Here is a 14951-nt window from a genome sequence, read left to right on the forward strand (position 1 = left end):
ACAGGCCAATGACCAGCAACAGAAGCGCCGTCCTTTTTGCTCTCGCATTGCTGGCCCCCGCGCTGGTCTACATCCTGGTCATCGTCGCCTATCCCCTGTTCGACACCATCGTGCTGTCGTTCACCAATGCCGCCCTCAAGCCAACCTATGACTGGGTCGGCTGGGCCAATTACCAGCGCATCTTCACCGCCGGTAATTTCACCGAGGTGATCCTGCGCACCTTCGTGTGGACCTTCTTTTCGGTGAGCTTCAAGATGGTGATCGGCATGGCCGGCGCCGTCATGCTCAATGCCGCCATTCCCGGCCAGACCGTGTTCCGCATCCTCACCATGCCGCCCTGGATCGTGCCCATGGCCATCGGCATCTTCATGTGGGGCTGGATGTACAATGGCCAATTCGGCATGATTTCCGGGCTGCTGCAGAACTTCGGCATCACCAATGGGCCCGTCGCCTGGCTCGCCTATGGGGACACCGCCTTCTGGGCCACCATCATCACCGACGTCTGGATCGGCGTCCCCATGGTCACCATCTATTTCCTGGCCGCCATGCAGTCGATCCCCAAGGATCTCTACGAGGCCGCCTGGACCGATGGGGCAGGCCGCTTCTATCGCTGGCGCCGCATCACCCTGCCCATGATGGTGCCCGCCATCATCACCATGAGCCTGCTCAGCCTCATCGCCACCTTCAATTCCTTCGACATCATCTGGATCCTGACCCAGGGCGGCCCGTCCGGTTCCACCACCACGATGATCATCGATACGTTCAAGACCGCCATCGGCAGCCGCAAATATGGCGAAGGCGCCGCCCGCGCCGTGGTCATCTGCATCTTCGTGTCCATCTTCTGCATCGTCTACTTCCGTGCCGTCCGGAAACTGTCGCAGGGAGAAGCCAAATGAGCCAACTTGCCCGCACCGCCGCGCCCGTCGCCGTCGAAACAGGCGCCATATCCAAGGCAGCGCCCAAGGCGAAGTCGCGCTCGTCCAAGCCGATGATCGACCGCTACAAATGGTATGAGGTGGCGAGCCTTTATGCCGGCATTGCCGTGTTCCTGTTCTTCGTGCTGGCGCCCTTCATCGAAGGCTTCCTGGTCTCGCTCAAGCCCTTGGCGCAGCTGTTCTCCACGCCCTACAGCTTCATCCCCAAGAACGGCTCGTTCGACGCCTATATCAACATGTGGACGTCGGTCCCCATGCTGGGCATGCACATTTTCAACTCCTTCTTCATCTCCACTGTCGTCACCGCCATCGTCGTGGTCATCGTGGTGCCGGCGGCCTATGCCTTCGCCCGCTTCAGCTTCTCGGGCGCCAATGTCATGCTCGGTGGCTTCCTGGCGGTGAACATGTTCTCGGGCGCCGTGCTGCTCATCCCGTTGTTCCGCCTGATGCGCTCGATGGGCCTGCTCAACACCTATTGGGCCATGATCGTGCCAGGCGCCGCCTTTCTCATCCCGTCCTCCATCTGGCTGCTGCGCACCTATATGCTGCGCATTCCGCGCGAGCTGGACGAGGCCGCATGGGTCGATGGTGCATCCCGCCTCTACACCCTGCGCCGGGTCATCCTGCCGCTGGCCATGCCGGGCATCGTGGTGGTCGCCATCATGACCTTCATTGGCGCCTATGCGCAGCAGTTCATCTTCGCGCTGACCTTCAACTCCAAGACCGAGTTCATGCCGCTGCCGATCGGGCTGTTCGCCTTCTTCGGCAAGCAGGAGGTGATCTGGAACGAGCTGATGGCGGCGTCCTTCGTGGGCATCCTGCCAGTCATGATCGTGATCGTGTTCTTGCAGCGCTATCTCGTTGCCGGGCTGACCGCGGGGGCGATCAAGCAATAGACCGGCCATATTGAATTCGGCGCGGATCTGGGATCCGGGCCGTTGGGAGCGCCATCCCCAAAGGCGCAGACAAGGGAGACTACAATATGAGAACAACGACAAAACTGGTTCTGGCGTCTCTGGCGGCGCTCTCCAGCACGACCGCCTTCACGGCCGTTACCCAGGCTGAAGAAATCAGCTTCATCCTGTGCGGTGACGCCATCGAACCGCTGTACCAGGGCTACATTGACGAGTGGGACAAGGCTAACCCTGACTACAAGATCGCCACCGAAGTGGTCGGCTGGGGCCAGTGCCAGGACAAGGTGACCACGCTGGCTGCCGCCGGCACGCCGGTCGCCCTGGCCTACGTCGGTTCGCGCACGCTCAAGCAGTTCGCTGAGAACGATCTGATCGTTCCCGTGCCGATGACCGATGAGGAAAAGGCCGCCTACTACAACTTCGTTCCCGACACCGTGACCTTCGACGGCACCCAGTGGGGCATCCCGGTGGCCTTCTCCACCAAGGCGCTGTTCTGGAACAAGGACCTGTTCGAGGCCGCTGGCCTGGATCCGGAAACCCCGCCCAAGACCTGGGAAGAAAAGATCGCTTTCGCCAAGCAGATCACCGAGAAGACCGACGCTGCCGGCTATGGCCTGGTTGCCAAGACCTTCGACAACACCATGCACCAGTTCCTCCACTGGGTGTACACCAACAACGGTCAGGTCATCGACGCTGACGGCAACATCGTGCTCGACAGCCCGCAGAACCTGGCTGCGCTGCAGGCGGTCAAGGACATCGTTCCCTATTCGGAAGAAGGCCCGACCGCTTACGAGCAGAACGAAGTCCGCGCCATCTGGCTGGACGGCGGCGTTGCCATGATCGAAGCCTCGGCTGGCGCTGCCAACCGCGCCGAAGAAGCCGGCATGAACTGGGGCGTTGCCCCGCTGCCGACCGGTCCGGATGCCAAGGGTCCCGGCACCCTGCTGATCACCGACTCGCTGGCCGTCTTCAAGGGCACCGGCGTCGAGGACAAGGCAATCGAGTTCGCCAAGTTCCTGACCGCGCCCGAGCGCCAGTGGGAATATGACATCTCGCAGGGCCTGACCCCGCTGCGTCCGGTCCACGTCGATGCGCTGCTCGCCGAAAAGCCCTACTGGAAGCCCTTCCTGGACGGCATCGAATTCGGTGGTCCCGAGCCCCTGCTGACCGACTATGTCGGCCTGCAGAACGTGATGATCGAGCTGGTCCAGTCCGTCGTGACCGGCCAGGCCGAGCCCGCTGCCGCCCTCACCAAGGCTGCCGGCGAACTCGAGCAGTACAAGTAAGATCACAGTCACCTCTCCCCTGAGGGGAGCGGTCGACCCGAAAGGGTCGGGTGAGGGGTTCACAATTGCGGTTTCATCCGCGACGGCGCCACCGCGCTGAATCCCTCACCCCAACCCTCTCTCCCGACAACTCGGCCGTCGCTCCATCGAGCGGCGGCCACCCCCAAGCCCCAATGCCTGCCCGCGGGTATCAAGTCCCGCCGACCGGAGAACGACGATGTCCCAGCTCAGCCTCAAGCGCCTGGAAAAATCCTTCAACGAGGCCCGCATCATCAAGGGCATCGATCTGGACGTGTCCGAAGGTGAATTCGTTGTCTTCGTCGGCCCGTCCGGCTGTGGCAAGTCCACCCTACTGCGCATGATTGCTGGCCTCGAGGATGTCTCGGCCGGCGAAATCGAGATCGGCGGCAAGGTCGTCAACGATCTCGCGCCCGTCGAGCGCGGCATTGCCATGGTGTTCCAGAGCTACGCGCTCTATCCGCATATGACGGTGTTTGAGAACATCGCCTTCCCTCTCCGCGTCGAGCGCCTGGCCAATGACGAGGTCAACACCCGCGTCCACGCCGCCGCACGCGTGCTGCAGCTTGAGCCGCGCCTGCAGCACCGGCCCGGTCAGCTCTCGGGCGGCCAGCGCCAGCGCGTTGCCATCGGCCGCGCCATCGTGCGCGAACCCAAGATTTTCCTGTTCGACGAGCCGCTGTCCAACCTGGACGCCGCATTGCGCTCCGAAATGCGCATCGAGCTGATGGAGCTGCACAAGCGCCTGGGCACCACCATGATCTATGTGACCCATGATCAGGTCGAAGCCATGACCATGGCCGACAAGATCGTGGTGCTCGATGCCGGCCAGATTTCCCAGGTCGGCTCCCCGCTCGAGCTTTACCACAAGCCCGACAACCTGTTCGTGGCCGGCTTCATCGGCAGCCCCAAGATGAACTTCATCTCGGGCACGGTTTCGGCCGCTGATGGCACCACCATCACGCTCGACCTGGGCGCTCTGGGTACCATTGCCCTGCCGCGCAGCGCCACGCGCCCCGTGGGTGAAAAGGTGACCCTGGGCATCCGCCCGGAACACCTCAACCTGGGCCAGAGCGACTTCATGCTCAATGTCTCCCCCAACATCGTGGAACATCTGGGCATTCACACCGTGGCCTATTCCAGCCTGCCGGCCGGCGAGAGCTTCATTGCCCTGTTTGAAGGCGCGCCGGACATCAGCGAGGGCGTCACGGCGCCGATCGGTTTCAATCTCGATCAGGTTCATCTGTTCGACTCGGCGGGTCTGGCGATCTACTGACCGCCAACCCGCACGGTGGAGGAGATGTGGACATGCTGGACATCGTTGGACTGCTGCAGACCGAAAAGAACGAGTTCACCCGTTCCGAGCGCGCGCTGACCGAGATCGTCCTGGCCGACGTCGAGGCCGCGCTCAAGCTGTCCATCGTCGATCTGGCCGCCCAGGCCGATGTCTCCCCGCCGACCGTCACCCGCTTCTGCCGGCGGCTGGGCTGCGACTCCTATGCTGATTTCAAGGTGCGCCTGGCCCAGTCCCGCTTTGTCGGCCAGCGCTATTTTGCGCCGGCTGCCGGGCCCTCGAGCGTGCACGAGATTGCCCAGGGCGTCGTCAACGGCATCCAGTCGATCATCTACGAAACCTTTGATCACCTCGATTTCGCCGCCGTGGAGCGCGCGGCCGAGAGCCTGGTCAAATCCAGCTTCGTGCTGGCCTTCGGCTCGGGCGGTGCATCATCGATGATGGCTGGCGAGGTCGAGGCGCGCCTGTTCCGCCTGGGCCTCAAGGTGGCCTCCACCGATGACCATCAGCTGCAGATGATGCGCGCCGCTGCCGCGCCGGCCGGCACGGTCATCGTCGCCTTTTCGCTCTCGGGCAACAATGCCCAGCTGGCCAAGACCCTGGCCGTGGCCGGCGAATACGGGCTGACCCGCATCGTCGTCACCCGCTCGGCCTCGCTGGTCTCGGCGCAGTCCGACATCTTGCTGCCGGTCAATTGGCACGAGAATTCCGACATCCTGCGCCCCACCCCGGGCCGCTATGCTTTCCTGGCCACCGTCGACGTGCTGGCCCAGACCGTGGCCACGCGTCTCGGCCCACCCGCCGTCGCCGCCATGCGCCGCATCAAGCACCAGCTGGTCGTCAACCGCGACGGCGACGATGGCCAGCCCCTGGGGGATTAGCCCACCAAGCCATCCGTCACCCTGACCTCTGCCAAGAACCACCAGTCAGCCTTCCCTCCCCCTTGAGGGGAGGGGTCGAGGGTGGGGGTCGACAGTTTTGCCCCCGTACCCGCCAAGCCAGCAATCACCAACGAGACCATCCATGCCCATGTCCTTCTCTTTCGTCACCACCTGGTCTCCGGCCACCGCCGATGAGCCGCTCGGCTATGGCATCGAGCTGACCAATACCGGCGACACCCCTGTCAGTGACTTCCAGCTCGGCTTTTCCGGTCCGGCCCGCATCGATCCCCATGCCACGCTGGAAAACGGCGTGCTGCTGCGCCGCCTGTCCAATCACACCCTGATCGCGCCGCCCGAAGGCTTCGTCCTCGAACCCGGCGCGACATGGACCGCCGTGGCCCGCGGCCTGTCCTATGGCCTGCGCCATTGGAGTGATGGCGCCAACGCCGCCTATGTCGTGCTGAGCGACGGCAGCATCATCCCGCTGGCCACCGCCCCCACGCGCGGCAAGGGCAACAATGCGCCGCTGCTCAAGGGTGCTGCCCGTTTCCCGGTTCCGGCCAAGGCGCCGGTCGCCGTCTCCATCATTCCCTGGCCGCAGTCGGTGGCCACCACTGGCGCCCGCATTGCCCCGCCCGGCCTCGATCTCAAGCCCGAGGGTAATGACGCCGGCCGCGCCGCGGCTGCCTTTGCTGGCCTGGTCGATGATCTCTTCCCGGTCGAGGCGCTGGTGCGCCCTTCGGCCGAGGGTGGCATGCCCGTCGCCATCTCGCACAAGCCGGGCCTGGGTGATGAAGCCTATGAGCTGAGCTTTGCCGAAAACGCCGCCACGGTCGCCGCCACCACCCGCCAGGGCATGGTCTATGGTCTGATCACCCTGGGCCAGATCCTGCGCGGCGCGCGGCTGCACCCGCAGACCTTCGTCTTCCCCACCGGCGGTGTCATCACCGACGCGCCCGGCTTTGCCTATCGTGGCAGCCATCTCGACGTGGCGCGTCAGTTCTACACCACCGCCGAAGTCAGCCGCTTCCTCAAGATCATGGCCTGGAACAAGCTCAACAAGTTCCATTGGCACTTAAGCGAAGACGAAGCCTGGCGCCTGGAGATCGACGCCTATCCGCAGCTCACCGAGATTGCGGCCTGGCGCGGCCATGGCAAGGCGCTGCCGCCGCTGCTGGGTTCGGGCCCCCAGCCCACCGGCGGCTATTACACCAAGGCGGCCGTCCGCCAGATCGTGGCGCTGGCCGATAGTCTGGCGATTGCAGTCATTCCCGAGATCGACATGCCCGGCCATTTCTATGCCGCGCTGCAGGCTCTGCCCGAGCTGCGCGACCCACAAGAAACCGGCGAATACCAGTCGGTGCAGGGCTTCCCCAACAACAGCCTCAACCCGGCCCATGAGCCGGTCTATCGCTTCGTCGAGACCATTGTGGACGAAGTGCTGGAGCTGTTCCCGGCCGGCATCTTCCATCTCGGTGCCGACGAAGTGCCTCTGGCGGCCTGGTCCGGTTCGCCCCTGGCGCTCGACATGATCGAACGCCTCGGTGGTCCCGAAATGCGCCGCAAGCACGAGAAGCAGTTCAACCAGCTCGGCAACCATCACGGCGCCGATGAGATCGAGGGCTCGCCCACCGCGCTCATCCAGGCCGCCTTCATCCGGCGCGTGCATGACTATATCGCTTCCAAGGGCGCCATCACCGGCGGCTGGGAAGAGGCGGCCCATGGCGACGCCGTCGACAAGACCAAGGCCTTCGTCATCGGCTGGCGCAATGTCGAGATCAACGCGGCCCTCGCCGAGCGCGGCTTCGACATCGTCGTCTCCCCCGGCCAGCGCTACTACCTCGATATGGCCAATGGCGTGCAATGGACCGAGCCGGGCGCCGGCTGGGCCGGCTGGTCCGGCCCGCAGGAGACCTATGAGTTCGAGGCCCGCGCCGGCTTCTCCGAACAGGGCCTCAAACACCTGCTCGGCATCCAGGCCTGCATCTGGAGCGAGTCCATGACCGACCGCGCCATTTTCGACCGTCTGGTCTTCCCGCGCCTGTCGGCCATCGCCGAAGCCGGCTGGACGCTCCCCGAGCGCAAGAGCTGGGATCGCTTCAAGGCGCTGGTCGGCACCATGCCCATTCTCTATGGCCACTGGGCGGCCGATTGACCGTCAACGACCCAACTGCGCGATGCAAAAAGGCCCCGTTACAAAACGGGGCCTTTTCTGTTGTCACCATGTCAGCACTTGGCTGCGAAGTGTCACGCCGAAAAGGGTGACATGTGCATGGGCCAGATGTCCTTGCGCGCCTTGCGATAATGGGTCTCCGCCGGCCGGTTTGGATAGGGTTTCCCGGCCGAGCAATAGACGATCTCCGAGGCGATTTTGCTGAAGCTGTCATAGAAGTGGTTGGTCGATTTGATCAGCAGGATCTTGCGCGATTTCGGGTCGATCCCCATCGCTGAAAACAGTGACGGATCAAAGCTTTGCGCCCGGGTTGAGTTGAGGATCACATCGATCCCGTCAAAGCTGATCCAGGCGGCATCGCCAAAGGGCGCAAAGCTGTCGCCAAAGCGCATCTGCGCATCCCGCACCAACCGTTTGACCGTCACCAGCCGGTCGATCGGATTGCCGGTATCGGGGGCCGATTTGGCCCCAAAACGCAGTGGAATTTCAGCACCTTCGCCGGCCGCCATGCAGATCTGCACCGCAATGGGGTCCCAGATGGTGCCCACCGCCACGTCACTTATCCCCCGGTCCATCAGCTCTGCCAGAATGACCGTTGCATCGCCTGCCGTGCCGCCACCGGGATTGTCCCACACATCGGCGATCACCACCGGCCCCTTCGGCGCTGCCACCGCCATGTCCACGGCGGTTTTTTCGTCCACCTGGGGCACCATGAAGGTGCCGCGCAGGGCAAACAATTCGCGGCCCAGCCGCTCGGCCAGCGCCGCGCCGGCATCGGCATGGCCATCGGTGACGGCAATGACCTTGGTGCCCATTTCCGGCACGTCGCCGGCCATGAAGCCGTGGATCACCGACAGCGACAGCACATGCGGCTCGCTCTTCTCAAGGTCATAGAGCCGGTCGACAAAGCCGCGCATCGGCTGGCGCGAGGTGGGGAACACATCGATCATGCGGCAATCAAACACGCTCATCACCGGCGTGATCTCGCCCTTGAGCGCCCGCACCGCGATGGCCCACAGGTCGCGCGCCCGGTCGACAAAGTCGGTATGGGGGAACTCTTTGAAAACAACAAAGAAATTGGCCGCCGCTGCCCGCTTTGCCGTCAGATGGCTATGCGGATCGAGCTCGGCACAGACCAGCACGTCGGGTCCGACGATGGCCCGCACCCGGCTCAACAGATCCCCCTCGGGGTCGTCATAGCCCTGCGCCACCATGGCGCCATGCAGGCCCAGCACCACGCCATCGACCGGCATCGCCGCCTGCAATTGGGTCAGAATATCGTCGCGCAGCTCTTCATAGGTCGACCGTGCGATCAACCCTGCCGGATCGGCCCAGCTGGCGCTGCCCTCGATCAGCGTCCAGCCCAGCCCGGCACAGACCTCGCGGCCAACGGTGATGGGCGCCGTGCACAGTGTCGGCGTTGCAGGATGCTCTCCGGGCCCGGCGTGCAGCGAGGCCTCAAAGGCGCGCTTGTCGATCGCGATGGGGGAAAATGTATTGGTCTCGGTGGCCAGGGCGGCGGTGAAAACGCGCACGGAAGGTCTCGCAGGAAGGGGCATGCCAGGCAGGCGACTGTGCGGACGTTAGCACGGACACATGGGGGCGATCACGTAACAAATTTTCACTGAAACTGAAAAACTGTCGACCGCCAGCCCGATTTTACGCCATATAATGCTCTCAACCGAAACTGGCTTTCAGAAACGACCTTGGAGTGCGTCATGTCCATCAAACGTTATGGTGCTGAAAAATCGGGTGCGGGCGGACAGAACCTGCCCTTCGCGCGTGCCGTCGAGGCGGGGGGCTGGCTCTATGTTTCCGGCCAGGTGGCCATGAAGGACGGCGAGATCGTGCGCGGTGGCATCGTCGAGGAAACCCACCTCACCATCCAGAACATCATCGCCATCCTTGAGGAGGCTGGCTACGGCCTCGAACATGTGGTGCGTTGTGGCGTCTGGCTCGACGATCCGCGCGACTTCTGGAGCTTCAACGGCGTCTACAAGAGCTATTTCGGCGAGCATCCGCCGGCCCGCGCCTGCGTCCAGAGCCATATGATGGTCGACTGCAAGGTCGAGATCGAATGCGTCGCCTATAAGGGGCCCTGAGATGAGCGCTTCGCCCTTCCGCCTGGACGGCAAGACCGTGCTGATCTCTGGCGCCGGCGGCGGCATTGGTCGGTCGCTGGTTGCCGCCTTCCGGGCGGCAGGCGCCGGTGTCATCGGCGCTGACCGCAGCGCCGAGCTGATGGACGGGCTGGAACTGGCCGGGCAGGTGCTGTTCGACCAGGCCGACGCCAGGGGCACACGCAGCGCCATCGAGCATCATCTCAAGGCCTTTGGCGCCCCCGATGCCGTGGTTTCCAATGCCGGTTTCACCCGCGCCGAAATCCTCGACCACCTCGACGACGACGCCTGGGCCTCCGAGCTCGCCATCAACCTCAATGGCGCCTATGCCATGACCGACCCGATCGTTGCCGCCATGGCCGCGCGGGGGTCGGGGAGCCTCGTCTTCATCGCCTCGGTCAATGCCCTGGGCCACTACGGCAACCCCGCCTATTCGGCCGCCAAGGCCGGCCTCGTCGCCTATGCCAAGGCCATCGCCGTCGAGCGCGGCGGGCGGGGCGTGCGGGCCAATGTGATCTGCCCCGGTTCGGTGCGCACGCCGGCCTGGGATCATCGGCTTGAGGCCGATCCGACCCTCCTCGACAATGTGCTGCCGCATTATCCGCTCGGCCGCATGGTGCTGCCCATGGAAGTGGCCAATGCCGCCGTGTTCTATTGCTCCGATGCCGCTTCGGGCATAACCGGCACGGTGTTGCCGGTCGACGCTGGCCTCACCGCCGGCAATCTGGTGTTCGTTGACGAGGTCCTGAGGGGCAAATGACCGATATTTCTGCGCTCGATACCCCTGCCGTGCTGATCGACATCGACCGGGTCGAGGCCAATCTGGCCCGCGCCCAGAGCTATGCCGATAGCCATGGTCTCAAGCTGCGTCCCCATATCAAGACCCACAAGCTGCCGCGCTTTGCCAAGCGCGCCATGGAACTGGGCGCCGTGGGCATCACCGTGCAGAAGCTGGGCGAAGCCGAGGTGTTTGCCGATGCCGGCATCACCGAAATCTTCCTGCCCTACAACATCATTGGCGCTGCCAAGCTGGCGCGGCTGCGGGCGCTGGCCGAGCGGGTCAATATCAGCGTCACCGCCGACAGCGTCACGACCGTGGCCGGCCTGTCGGACGCTTTTGCCGATGCGGGCAAGCCGCTCACCGTCCTCGTCGAATGCGACACCGGCATGGGCCGCTGCGGCGTGCAGACGCCCGAGGCTGCGGTTGCCCTGGCGCAATTGATCGCCGCCTCGCCTGGCCTGGTGTTTGGCGGGCTGATGACCTATCCGGCTGCCGGCCAGGTCGAAGCCAATGCCGCCTGGCTGGCCATGGCCAAATCCGAACTGGCTGCCGCCGGCCTGCCGGCCGCCGTGATCTCCAATGGCGGTACGCCCGACCTTTGGCGCGCGCACGAGGTCACAGCCGCTACCGAGCATCGCCCCGGCACCTATATCTATATGGACCGCTTCCAGGTGGCCAAAGGCGTCGGCGGGTTCACCGATTGCGCGCTGACCGTGCTGGCCACCGTGGTCAGCCGCCCCACCGAAGACCGCGCCATCATCGATGCCGGCTCCAAGGCGCTGACCAGCGATACGCTGGGCATGACCGGCTTCGGCCTTATCGAGGCCTATCCCGAGGCCGTCATCACCGGGCTCAGCGAAGAGCATGGCACCATTGATCTGTCCAAGTGTGCCACCAAGCCCGTGATCGGCGAGACCCTGCGCATCATTCCCAACCACGCCTGCGTGGTCAGCAATTTGTTCGACACCGTGCATCTGATTTCCGGTGAACAACTGGTCGAGACGGTGGACGTCGCTGCGCGCGGACGGGTCGGGTGACGATCCGGGCATGGCGGCTGGAGTGAGGCCATGCAGGACCTCACCTTCTTTGATCGTCCGCCAGCGGTCGTCGCGCCCGAGCTGATCGGCGCGCGCCTGCTCGTCGACGGTGTCGGCGGGGTGCTGGTGGAAGTTGAAGCCTATGACGAGGCCGATCCGGCGTCGCACAGCTTTCGCGGGCCCACGCTGCGCAACGCCGCCATGTTCGGCCCGCCCGGCCATGTCTATGTCTACAAGATCTATGGCATCCACTGGTGCCTCAATATCGTCTGCCAACGCGGCAGTGCGCTATTGCTGCGTGCGCTTGAACCAACCGACGGGCTGGCCCAGATGCGCGAGCGGCGCGGCGGTGTGCCCGACCGTCACCTGTGCTCGGGGCCAGGAAAGCTTTGTCAGGCGCTGGCGGTGGATCGCGGGCACGACGGGCTGTCGCTGGCGGGCGCGCCCTTTGCTCTGGAGCTGGCCAATCAGCCCGCTGCCATCCTGACCGGCCCACGCATCGGCATCACCAAAGCCGTCGACACCCCCTGGCGCTTCGCTTTGGCCAGCTCGCGCTTTCTCAGCAAGCCCATGTCCGCGGTGGAGAGCCATCAGCGTTGACGCCATGCCGCCTTGCGGCGCACCCCGTGCCTGTGATCCAAGAGCGGCGTGAGCACACTTGAATCGGCATGGGATCTTTTCACGAGTGGCGCGATGGCCCAGCAGCGCGACGCGCTAGCAACGGCACGCGATCCGCTGGCCGTGCTGCGCGAAGTGTTTGGCCACAAGAGCTTCCGGGGTCAGCAGGACCAGGTGGTGCGCCATCTGGTCGATGGCGGCGACGCCGTTGTGCTGTTCCCTACCGGCGCCGGGAAATCGATGTGCTACCAGATCCCGGCCATCTGCCGGCCAGGGGTAGGAATCGTCATCTCGCCGCTGATTGCCCTGATGCGCGACCAGGTCGAGGCGCTGCGCCAGGCTGGCGTCGCCGCTGCCGCGCTCAACTCCTCGCTCAATGCCGAGGAATCCGCCGATGTGCGCCGGCAATTGCGCAATGGCGAGCTGGACCTGCTCTATGTGGCGCCCGAACGCGTGGCCACCCCCGGCTTTGCCAACATGCTGTCGGGCATCGACATTGCCCTTTTCGCCATCGACGAGGCGCATTGCGTGAGCCAGTGGGGTCATGATTTCCGCCCCGAATACCGTGAACTGAGCAAGCTCACCGAACTCTTCCCCGGCGTGCCGCGCATTGCCCTGACCGCAACGGCAGACCCCACTACGCGCGAAGACATCATCGAGCGCCTGGGGCTCGAAACGGCCGAGGTCTTCACCACCAGTTTCGACCGCCCCAATATTTCCTATTCCATCGTCGAGCGCGACAAGGCCCGCGACCAGTTGCTTGCGTTTCTCGCCGCGCACAAGGGCAGCTCGGGCATCGTTTACTGCCTGAGCCGCGCCAAGGTTGAGGATACCGCCGATTGGCTATCCTCCAAGGGCATTCCGGCTTTGCCCTATCATGCCGGCCTGCCCGCCGAGACGCGCAGCGCCAACCAGGATGCCTTCCTCAAGGAAGACAACATCTGCATGGTCGCCACGGTCGCCTTCGGCATGGGGATCGACAAGCCCGACGTGCGCTATGTCGCCCATATGGATCTGCCGGCCTCCATCGAGGCCTATTACCAGGAAACCGGCCGCGCCGGGCGCGACGGCCAGCCCGCCGACGCCTGGATGAGCTATGGCATGGCCGATGTGGTGCAGCGCCGCCGCATGATCGACGAGGGCAATGCCCCCGACGAGGTCAAGCGCCTCGAACATGGCAAGCTCAATGCCCTGCTGGGCGTCTGTGAAACCGCCGAATGCCGCCGCAAGGCGATCCTCAACCACTTCGGCGAGGCCCATCCAGGCAATTGCGGCAATTGCGATACCTGCCGCTCGCCGGTGGAATCCTGGGACGGCACCGAGGCGGCGATCAAGGCGCTGGCCGCCATTTATCGCACCGGCATGCGCTTCGGTGCCGCCCACATCATCGATGTGCTGATGGGCAAGTCGACCGAAAAGGTCGAGCGCTTCGGCCACCACAACCAGAAGGTGTTTGGCGCCGGGGCGGATCTCGACGCCAAGGTGTGGCAATCGGTGCTCCGCCAGCTCACCGCCTCGGGCCTGATCGTGGTCGACCATGCCAATCACGGTGCACTGACGCTGGGGGAGGGGGCGCACGCGGTCTTCAAGCGCGAGCGGCAGGTCATCCTGCGCAAGGACCGGCCCAAAAAGACCGTCGAGGTCCGCCGCTCGCTCGAACGCGCCGCCAATGTGCCGCCCCATGCCCAGCCGCTGTTCGAGGCGCTGCGCGAGGCGCGCACCCGCATTGCCAAGCAGCAGGGCGTGCCGCCCTATGTCATCTTTCATGACGCCACGCTGCGCGCCATGGCCCTGGCTGTGCCGCGTCACCCGCACGACATGCTCAACCTGCCCGGCGTCGGCCAGGCCAAGCTGGATCGATACGGCGAGGCCTTCCTGGCGGTGGTGGCCGAGGTGGCCGCGTGACGGACGCCACAGTCTCGAGCCGCCCGCGCTTTGCGGCAATCGACATTGCCCGTGGCGTCGCCATCATCGCCATGATCGCCTATCACCTGTGCTGGGACCTGAGCTATTTCCGCTTCATCGCACCGGACGTCGGCTATGATCGCGAATGGGTGGTGATCGCCCGCTCGATCCTGGCGGTGTTCCTGTTCCTGGTGGGCGTTGGCCTGGTCCTTGGCCATGGTCGCGGCATCCGCTGGCGCGCCTTCTGGCGGCGCTGGATGTTCGTGGTGGCCGGCGCCCTTGCCATCACCCTGGGCACCTGGATCGTCTTTCCCGAGAGCTTTGTCTATTTCGGCGTGCTGCACGCCATTGCGCTGTTCAGCCTGATGGCCCTGCCGTTCCTCGCCGCGCCCATCTGGGTGGCTGGCCTAGTCGCCGCCATTGTCATTGCCTTGCCCTTCGGCTTCAGCGACGCGCTGTTCAACGAAAAGCCCTACTCCTGGCTCGGCTTCTGGGTGGTGCCGCCACCGACCAACGATCTGGTGCCGGTCTTCCCCTGGTTCGGCGCGGTACTGATCGGCGTGATTGCCATGCGCCTGCTGCTGGCGAGCCGTTGGGCCGCGCGATTGGCCGCCATCCAGCCGCAGGGTCGGTTGCCCCGGCTGCTGGCCACGCTGGGGCGCTGGAGCCTGTTGATCTATCTGCTGCACCAACCGATCCTGCTCGGTATCATTGCTCCGGCGGCGGCCCTGCTGCATCCCGAAATCGCCATGCGCCAGACCGATTTCCTCGCCTCGTGCCAATCGACATGTGTCGATTCCGGCACCTCGGCAGACCTCTGCACCACCTATTGCCAGTGCGGCCTTGAGGGCGTTGAGGCCAATGATCTCTGGCAGGCCATCTATTCGGGTCTGGTTTCCGCCGATGAGCAGGCCAAGCTGGATGCCAGCAATCGCCAATGTTCGGCCCTGATCTATCCCGAACTCAACAGCCCGCAGTAACCGCGCAAA

The 14951-nt window shown here is 64.5% G+C and carries 13 protein-coding genes; 12 read left to right on the forward strand and 1 reads right to left on the reverse strand.

From position 1 onward, the window contains the following. The first annotated feature begins 8 nt into the window (after window positions 1–8). From K1177_RS17760 to K1177_RS17785, 6 genes are all read left to right on the forward strand, one after another. Complete coding sequence (locus K1177_RS17760) at window positions 9–896, forward strand: carbohydrate ABC transporter permease (protein ID WP_224705493.1); 888 nt, start codon at window positions 9–11, stop codon at window positions 894–896. A gap of 92 nt (window positions 897–988) precedes the next feature. Beyond that, window positions 989–1831, forward strand: a complete 843-nt coding sequence (locus tag K1177_RS17765; RefSeq protein ID WP_224705856.1) for a carbohydrate ABC transporter permease — start codon at window positions 989–991, stop codon at window positions 1829–1831. 86 nt (window positions 1832–1917) lie between these two features. After that, a complete protein-coding gene (locus K1177_RS17770) occupies window positions 1918–3135 on the forward strand; it encodes an extracellular solute-binding protein (protein WP_224705501.1) in 1218 nt (405 codons plus the stop codon). Between the two features lie 217 nt (window positions 3136–3352). Continuing rightward, window positions 3353–4429, forward strand: coding sequence for an ABC transporter ATP-binding protein (locus K1177_RS17775; protein ID WP_224705503.1), 1077 nt, complete (start codon window positions 3353–3355; stop codon window positions 4427–4429). A 32-nt stretch (window positions 4430–4461) separates the two neighbouring features. Further along, a complete protein-coding gene (locus tag K1177_RS17780; RefSeq protein ID WP_224705506.1) occupies window positions 4462–5328 on the forward strand; it encodes a MurR/RpiR family transcriptional regulator in 867 nt (288 codons plus the stop codon). 142 nt (window positions 5329–5470) lie between these two features. Then, complete coding sequence (locus K1177_RS17785; protein WP_224705508.1) at window positions 5471–7483, forward strand: beta-N-acetylhexosaminidase; 2013 nt, start codon at window positions 5471–5473, stop codon at window positions 7481–7483. A gap of 92 nt (window positions 7484–7575) precedes the next feature. On the opposite strand, the gene K1177_RS17790 is transcribed toward K1177_RS17785, so the two are convergent. Next, a complete protein-coding gene (locus tag K1177_RS17790) occupies window positions 7576–9036 on the reverse strand; it encodes a M81 family metallopeptidase (protein WP_224705509.1) in 1461 nt (486 codons plus the stop codon). A gap of 183 nt (window positions 9037–9219) precedes the next feature. Between K1177_RS17790 and K1177_RS17795 the strand changes: the two genes are divergently transcribed. From K1177_RS17795 to K1177_RS17820, 6 genes are all read left to right on the forward strand, one after another. Then, the gene (locus K1177_RS17795) at window positions 9220–9603 is read left to right on the forward strand and encodes a RidA family protein (RefSeq protein ID WP_224705510.1); all 384 of its coding nucleotides are present in this window, start codon (window positions 9220–9222) and stop codon (window positions 9601–9603) included. A gap of 1 nt (window position 9604) precedes the next feature. After that, the gene (locus K1177_RS17800; RefSeq protein ID WP_224705511.1) at window positions 9605–10381 is read left to right on the forward strand and encodes an SDR family oxidoreductase; all 777 of its coding nucleotides are present in this window, start codon (window positions 9605–9607) and stop codon (window positions 10379–10381) included. Further along, window positions 10378–11439, forward strand: a complete 1062-nt coding sequence (locus tag K1177_RS17805; RefSeq protein WP_224705513.1) for a D-TA family PLP-dependent enzyme — start codon at window positions 10378–10380, stop codon at window positions 11437–11439. The genes K1177_RS17800 and K1177_RS17805 overlap by 4 nt, the downstream gene beginning before the upstream one ends. A 30-nt stretch (window positions 11440–11469) precedes the next feature. After that, entirely contained in the window at window positions 11470–12039 is a 570-nt protein-coding gene (locus tag K1177_RS17810; RefSeq protein ID WP_224705515.1) for a DNA-3-methyladenine glycosylase, read from the forward strand. Between the two features lie 93 nt (window positions 12040–12132). After that, window positions 12133–13962: a DNA helicase RecQ gene (gene recQ / locus K1177_RS17815; protein WP_224705522.1), complete on the forward strand. Its 1830-nt coding sequence runs from the start codon at window positions 12133–12135 to the stop codon at window positions 13960–13962. Next, window positions 13959–14942, forward strand: a complete 984-nt coding sequence (locus tag K1177_RS17820; protein ID WP_224705524.1) for a DUF1624 domain-containing protein — start codon at window positions 13959–13961, stop codon at window positions 14940–14942. Before recQ ends, K1177_RS17820 begins: the two co-directional genes overlap by 4 nt. Window positions 14943–14951 lie beyond the last annotated feature (9 nt).

Source organism: Devosia aquimaris (assembly GCF_020169335.1).
Lineage (GTDB): Bacteria > Pseudomonadota > Alphaproteobacteria > Rhizobiales > Devosiaceae > Devosia > Devosia aquimaris.

What these genes read in the sequence shown, in the direction of transcription:
- K1177_RS17760 (WP_224705493.1), top strand. Translation starts at nt 9, where the DNA reads ATGACCAGCAACAGAAGCGCCGTCCTTTTTGCTCTCGCATTGCTGGCC.
- K1177_RS17765 (WP_224705856.1), top strand. Translation starts at nt 989, where the DNA reads ATGATCGACCGCTACAAATGGTATGAGGTGGCGAGCCTTTATGCCGGC.
- K1177_RS17770 (WP_224705501.1), top strand. Translation starts at nt 1,918, where the DNA reads ATGAGAACAACGACAAAACTGGTTCTGGCGTCTCTGGCGGCGCTCTCC.
- K1177_RS17775 (WP_224705503.1), top strand. Translation starts at nt 3,353, where the DNA reads ATGTCCCAGCTCAGCCTCAAGCGCCTGGAAAAATCCTTCAACGAGGCC.
- K1177_RS17780 (WP_224705506.1), top strand. Translation starts at nt 4,462, where the DNA reads ATGCTGGACATCGTTGGACTGCTGCAGACCGAAAAGAACGAGTTCACC.
- K1177_RS17785 (WP_224705508.1), top strand. Translation starts at nt 5,471, where the DNA reads ATGCCCATGTCCTTCTCTTTCGTCACCACCTGGTCTCCGGCCACCGCC.
- K1177_RS17795 (WP_224705510.1), top strand. Translation starts at nt 9,220, where the DNA reads ATGTCCATCAAACGTTATGGTGCTGAAAAATCGGGTGCGGGCGGACAG.
- K1177_RS17800 (WP_224705511.1), top strand. Translation starts at nt 9,605, where the DNA reads ATGAGCGCTTCGCCCTTCCGCCTGGACGGCAAGACCGTGCTGATCTCT.
- K1177_RS17805 (WP_224705513.1), top strand. Translation starts at nt 10,378, where the DNA reads ATGACCGATATTTCTGCGCTCGATACCCCTGCCGTGCTGATCGACATC.
- K1177_RS17810 (WP_224705515.1), top strand. Translation starts at nt 11,470, where the DNA reads ATGCAGGACCTCACCTTCTTTGATCGTCCGCCAGCGGTCGTCGCGCCC.
- recQ (WP_224705522.1), top strand. Translation starts at nt 12,133, where the DNA reads ATGGCCCAGCAGCGCGACGCGCTAGCAACGGCACGCGATCCGCTGGCC.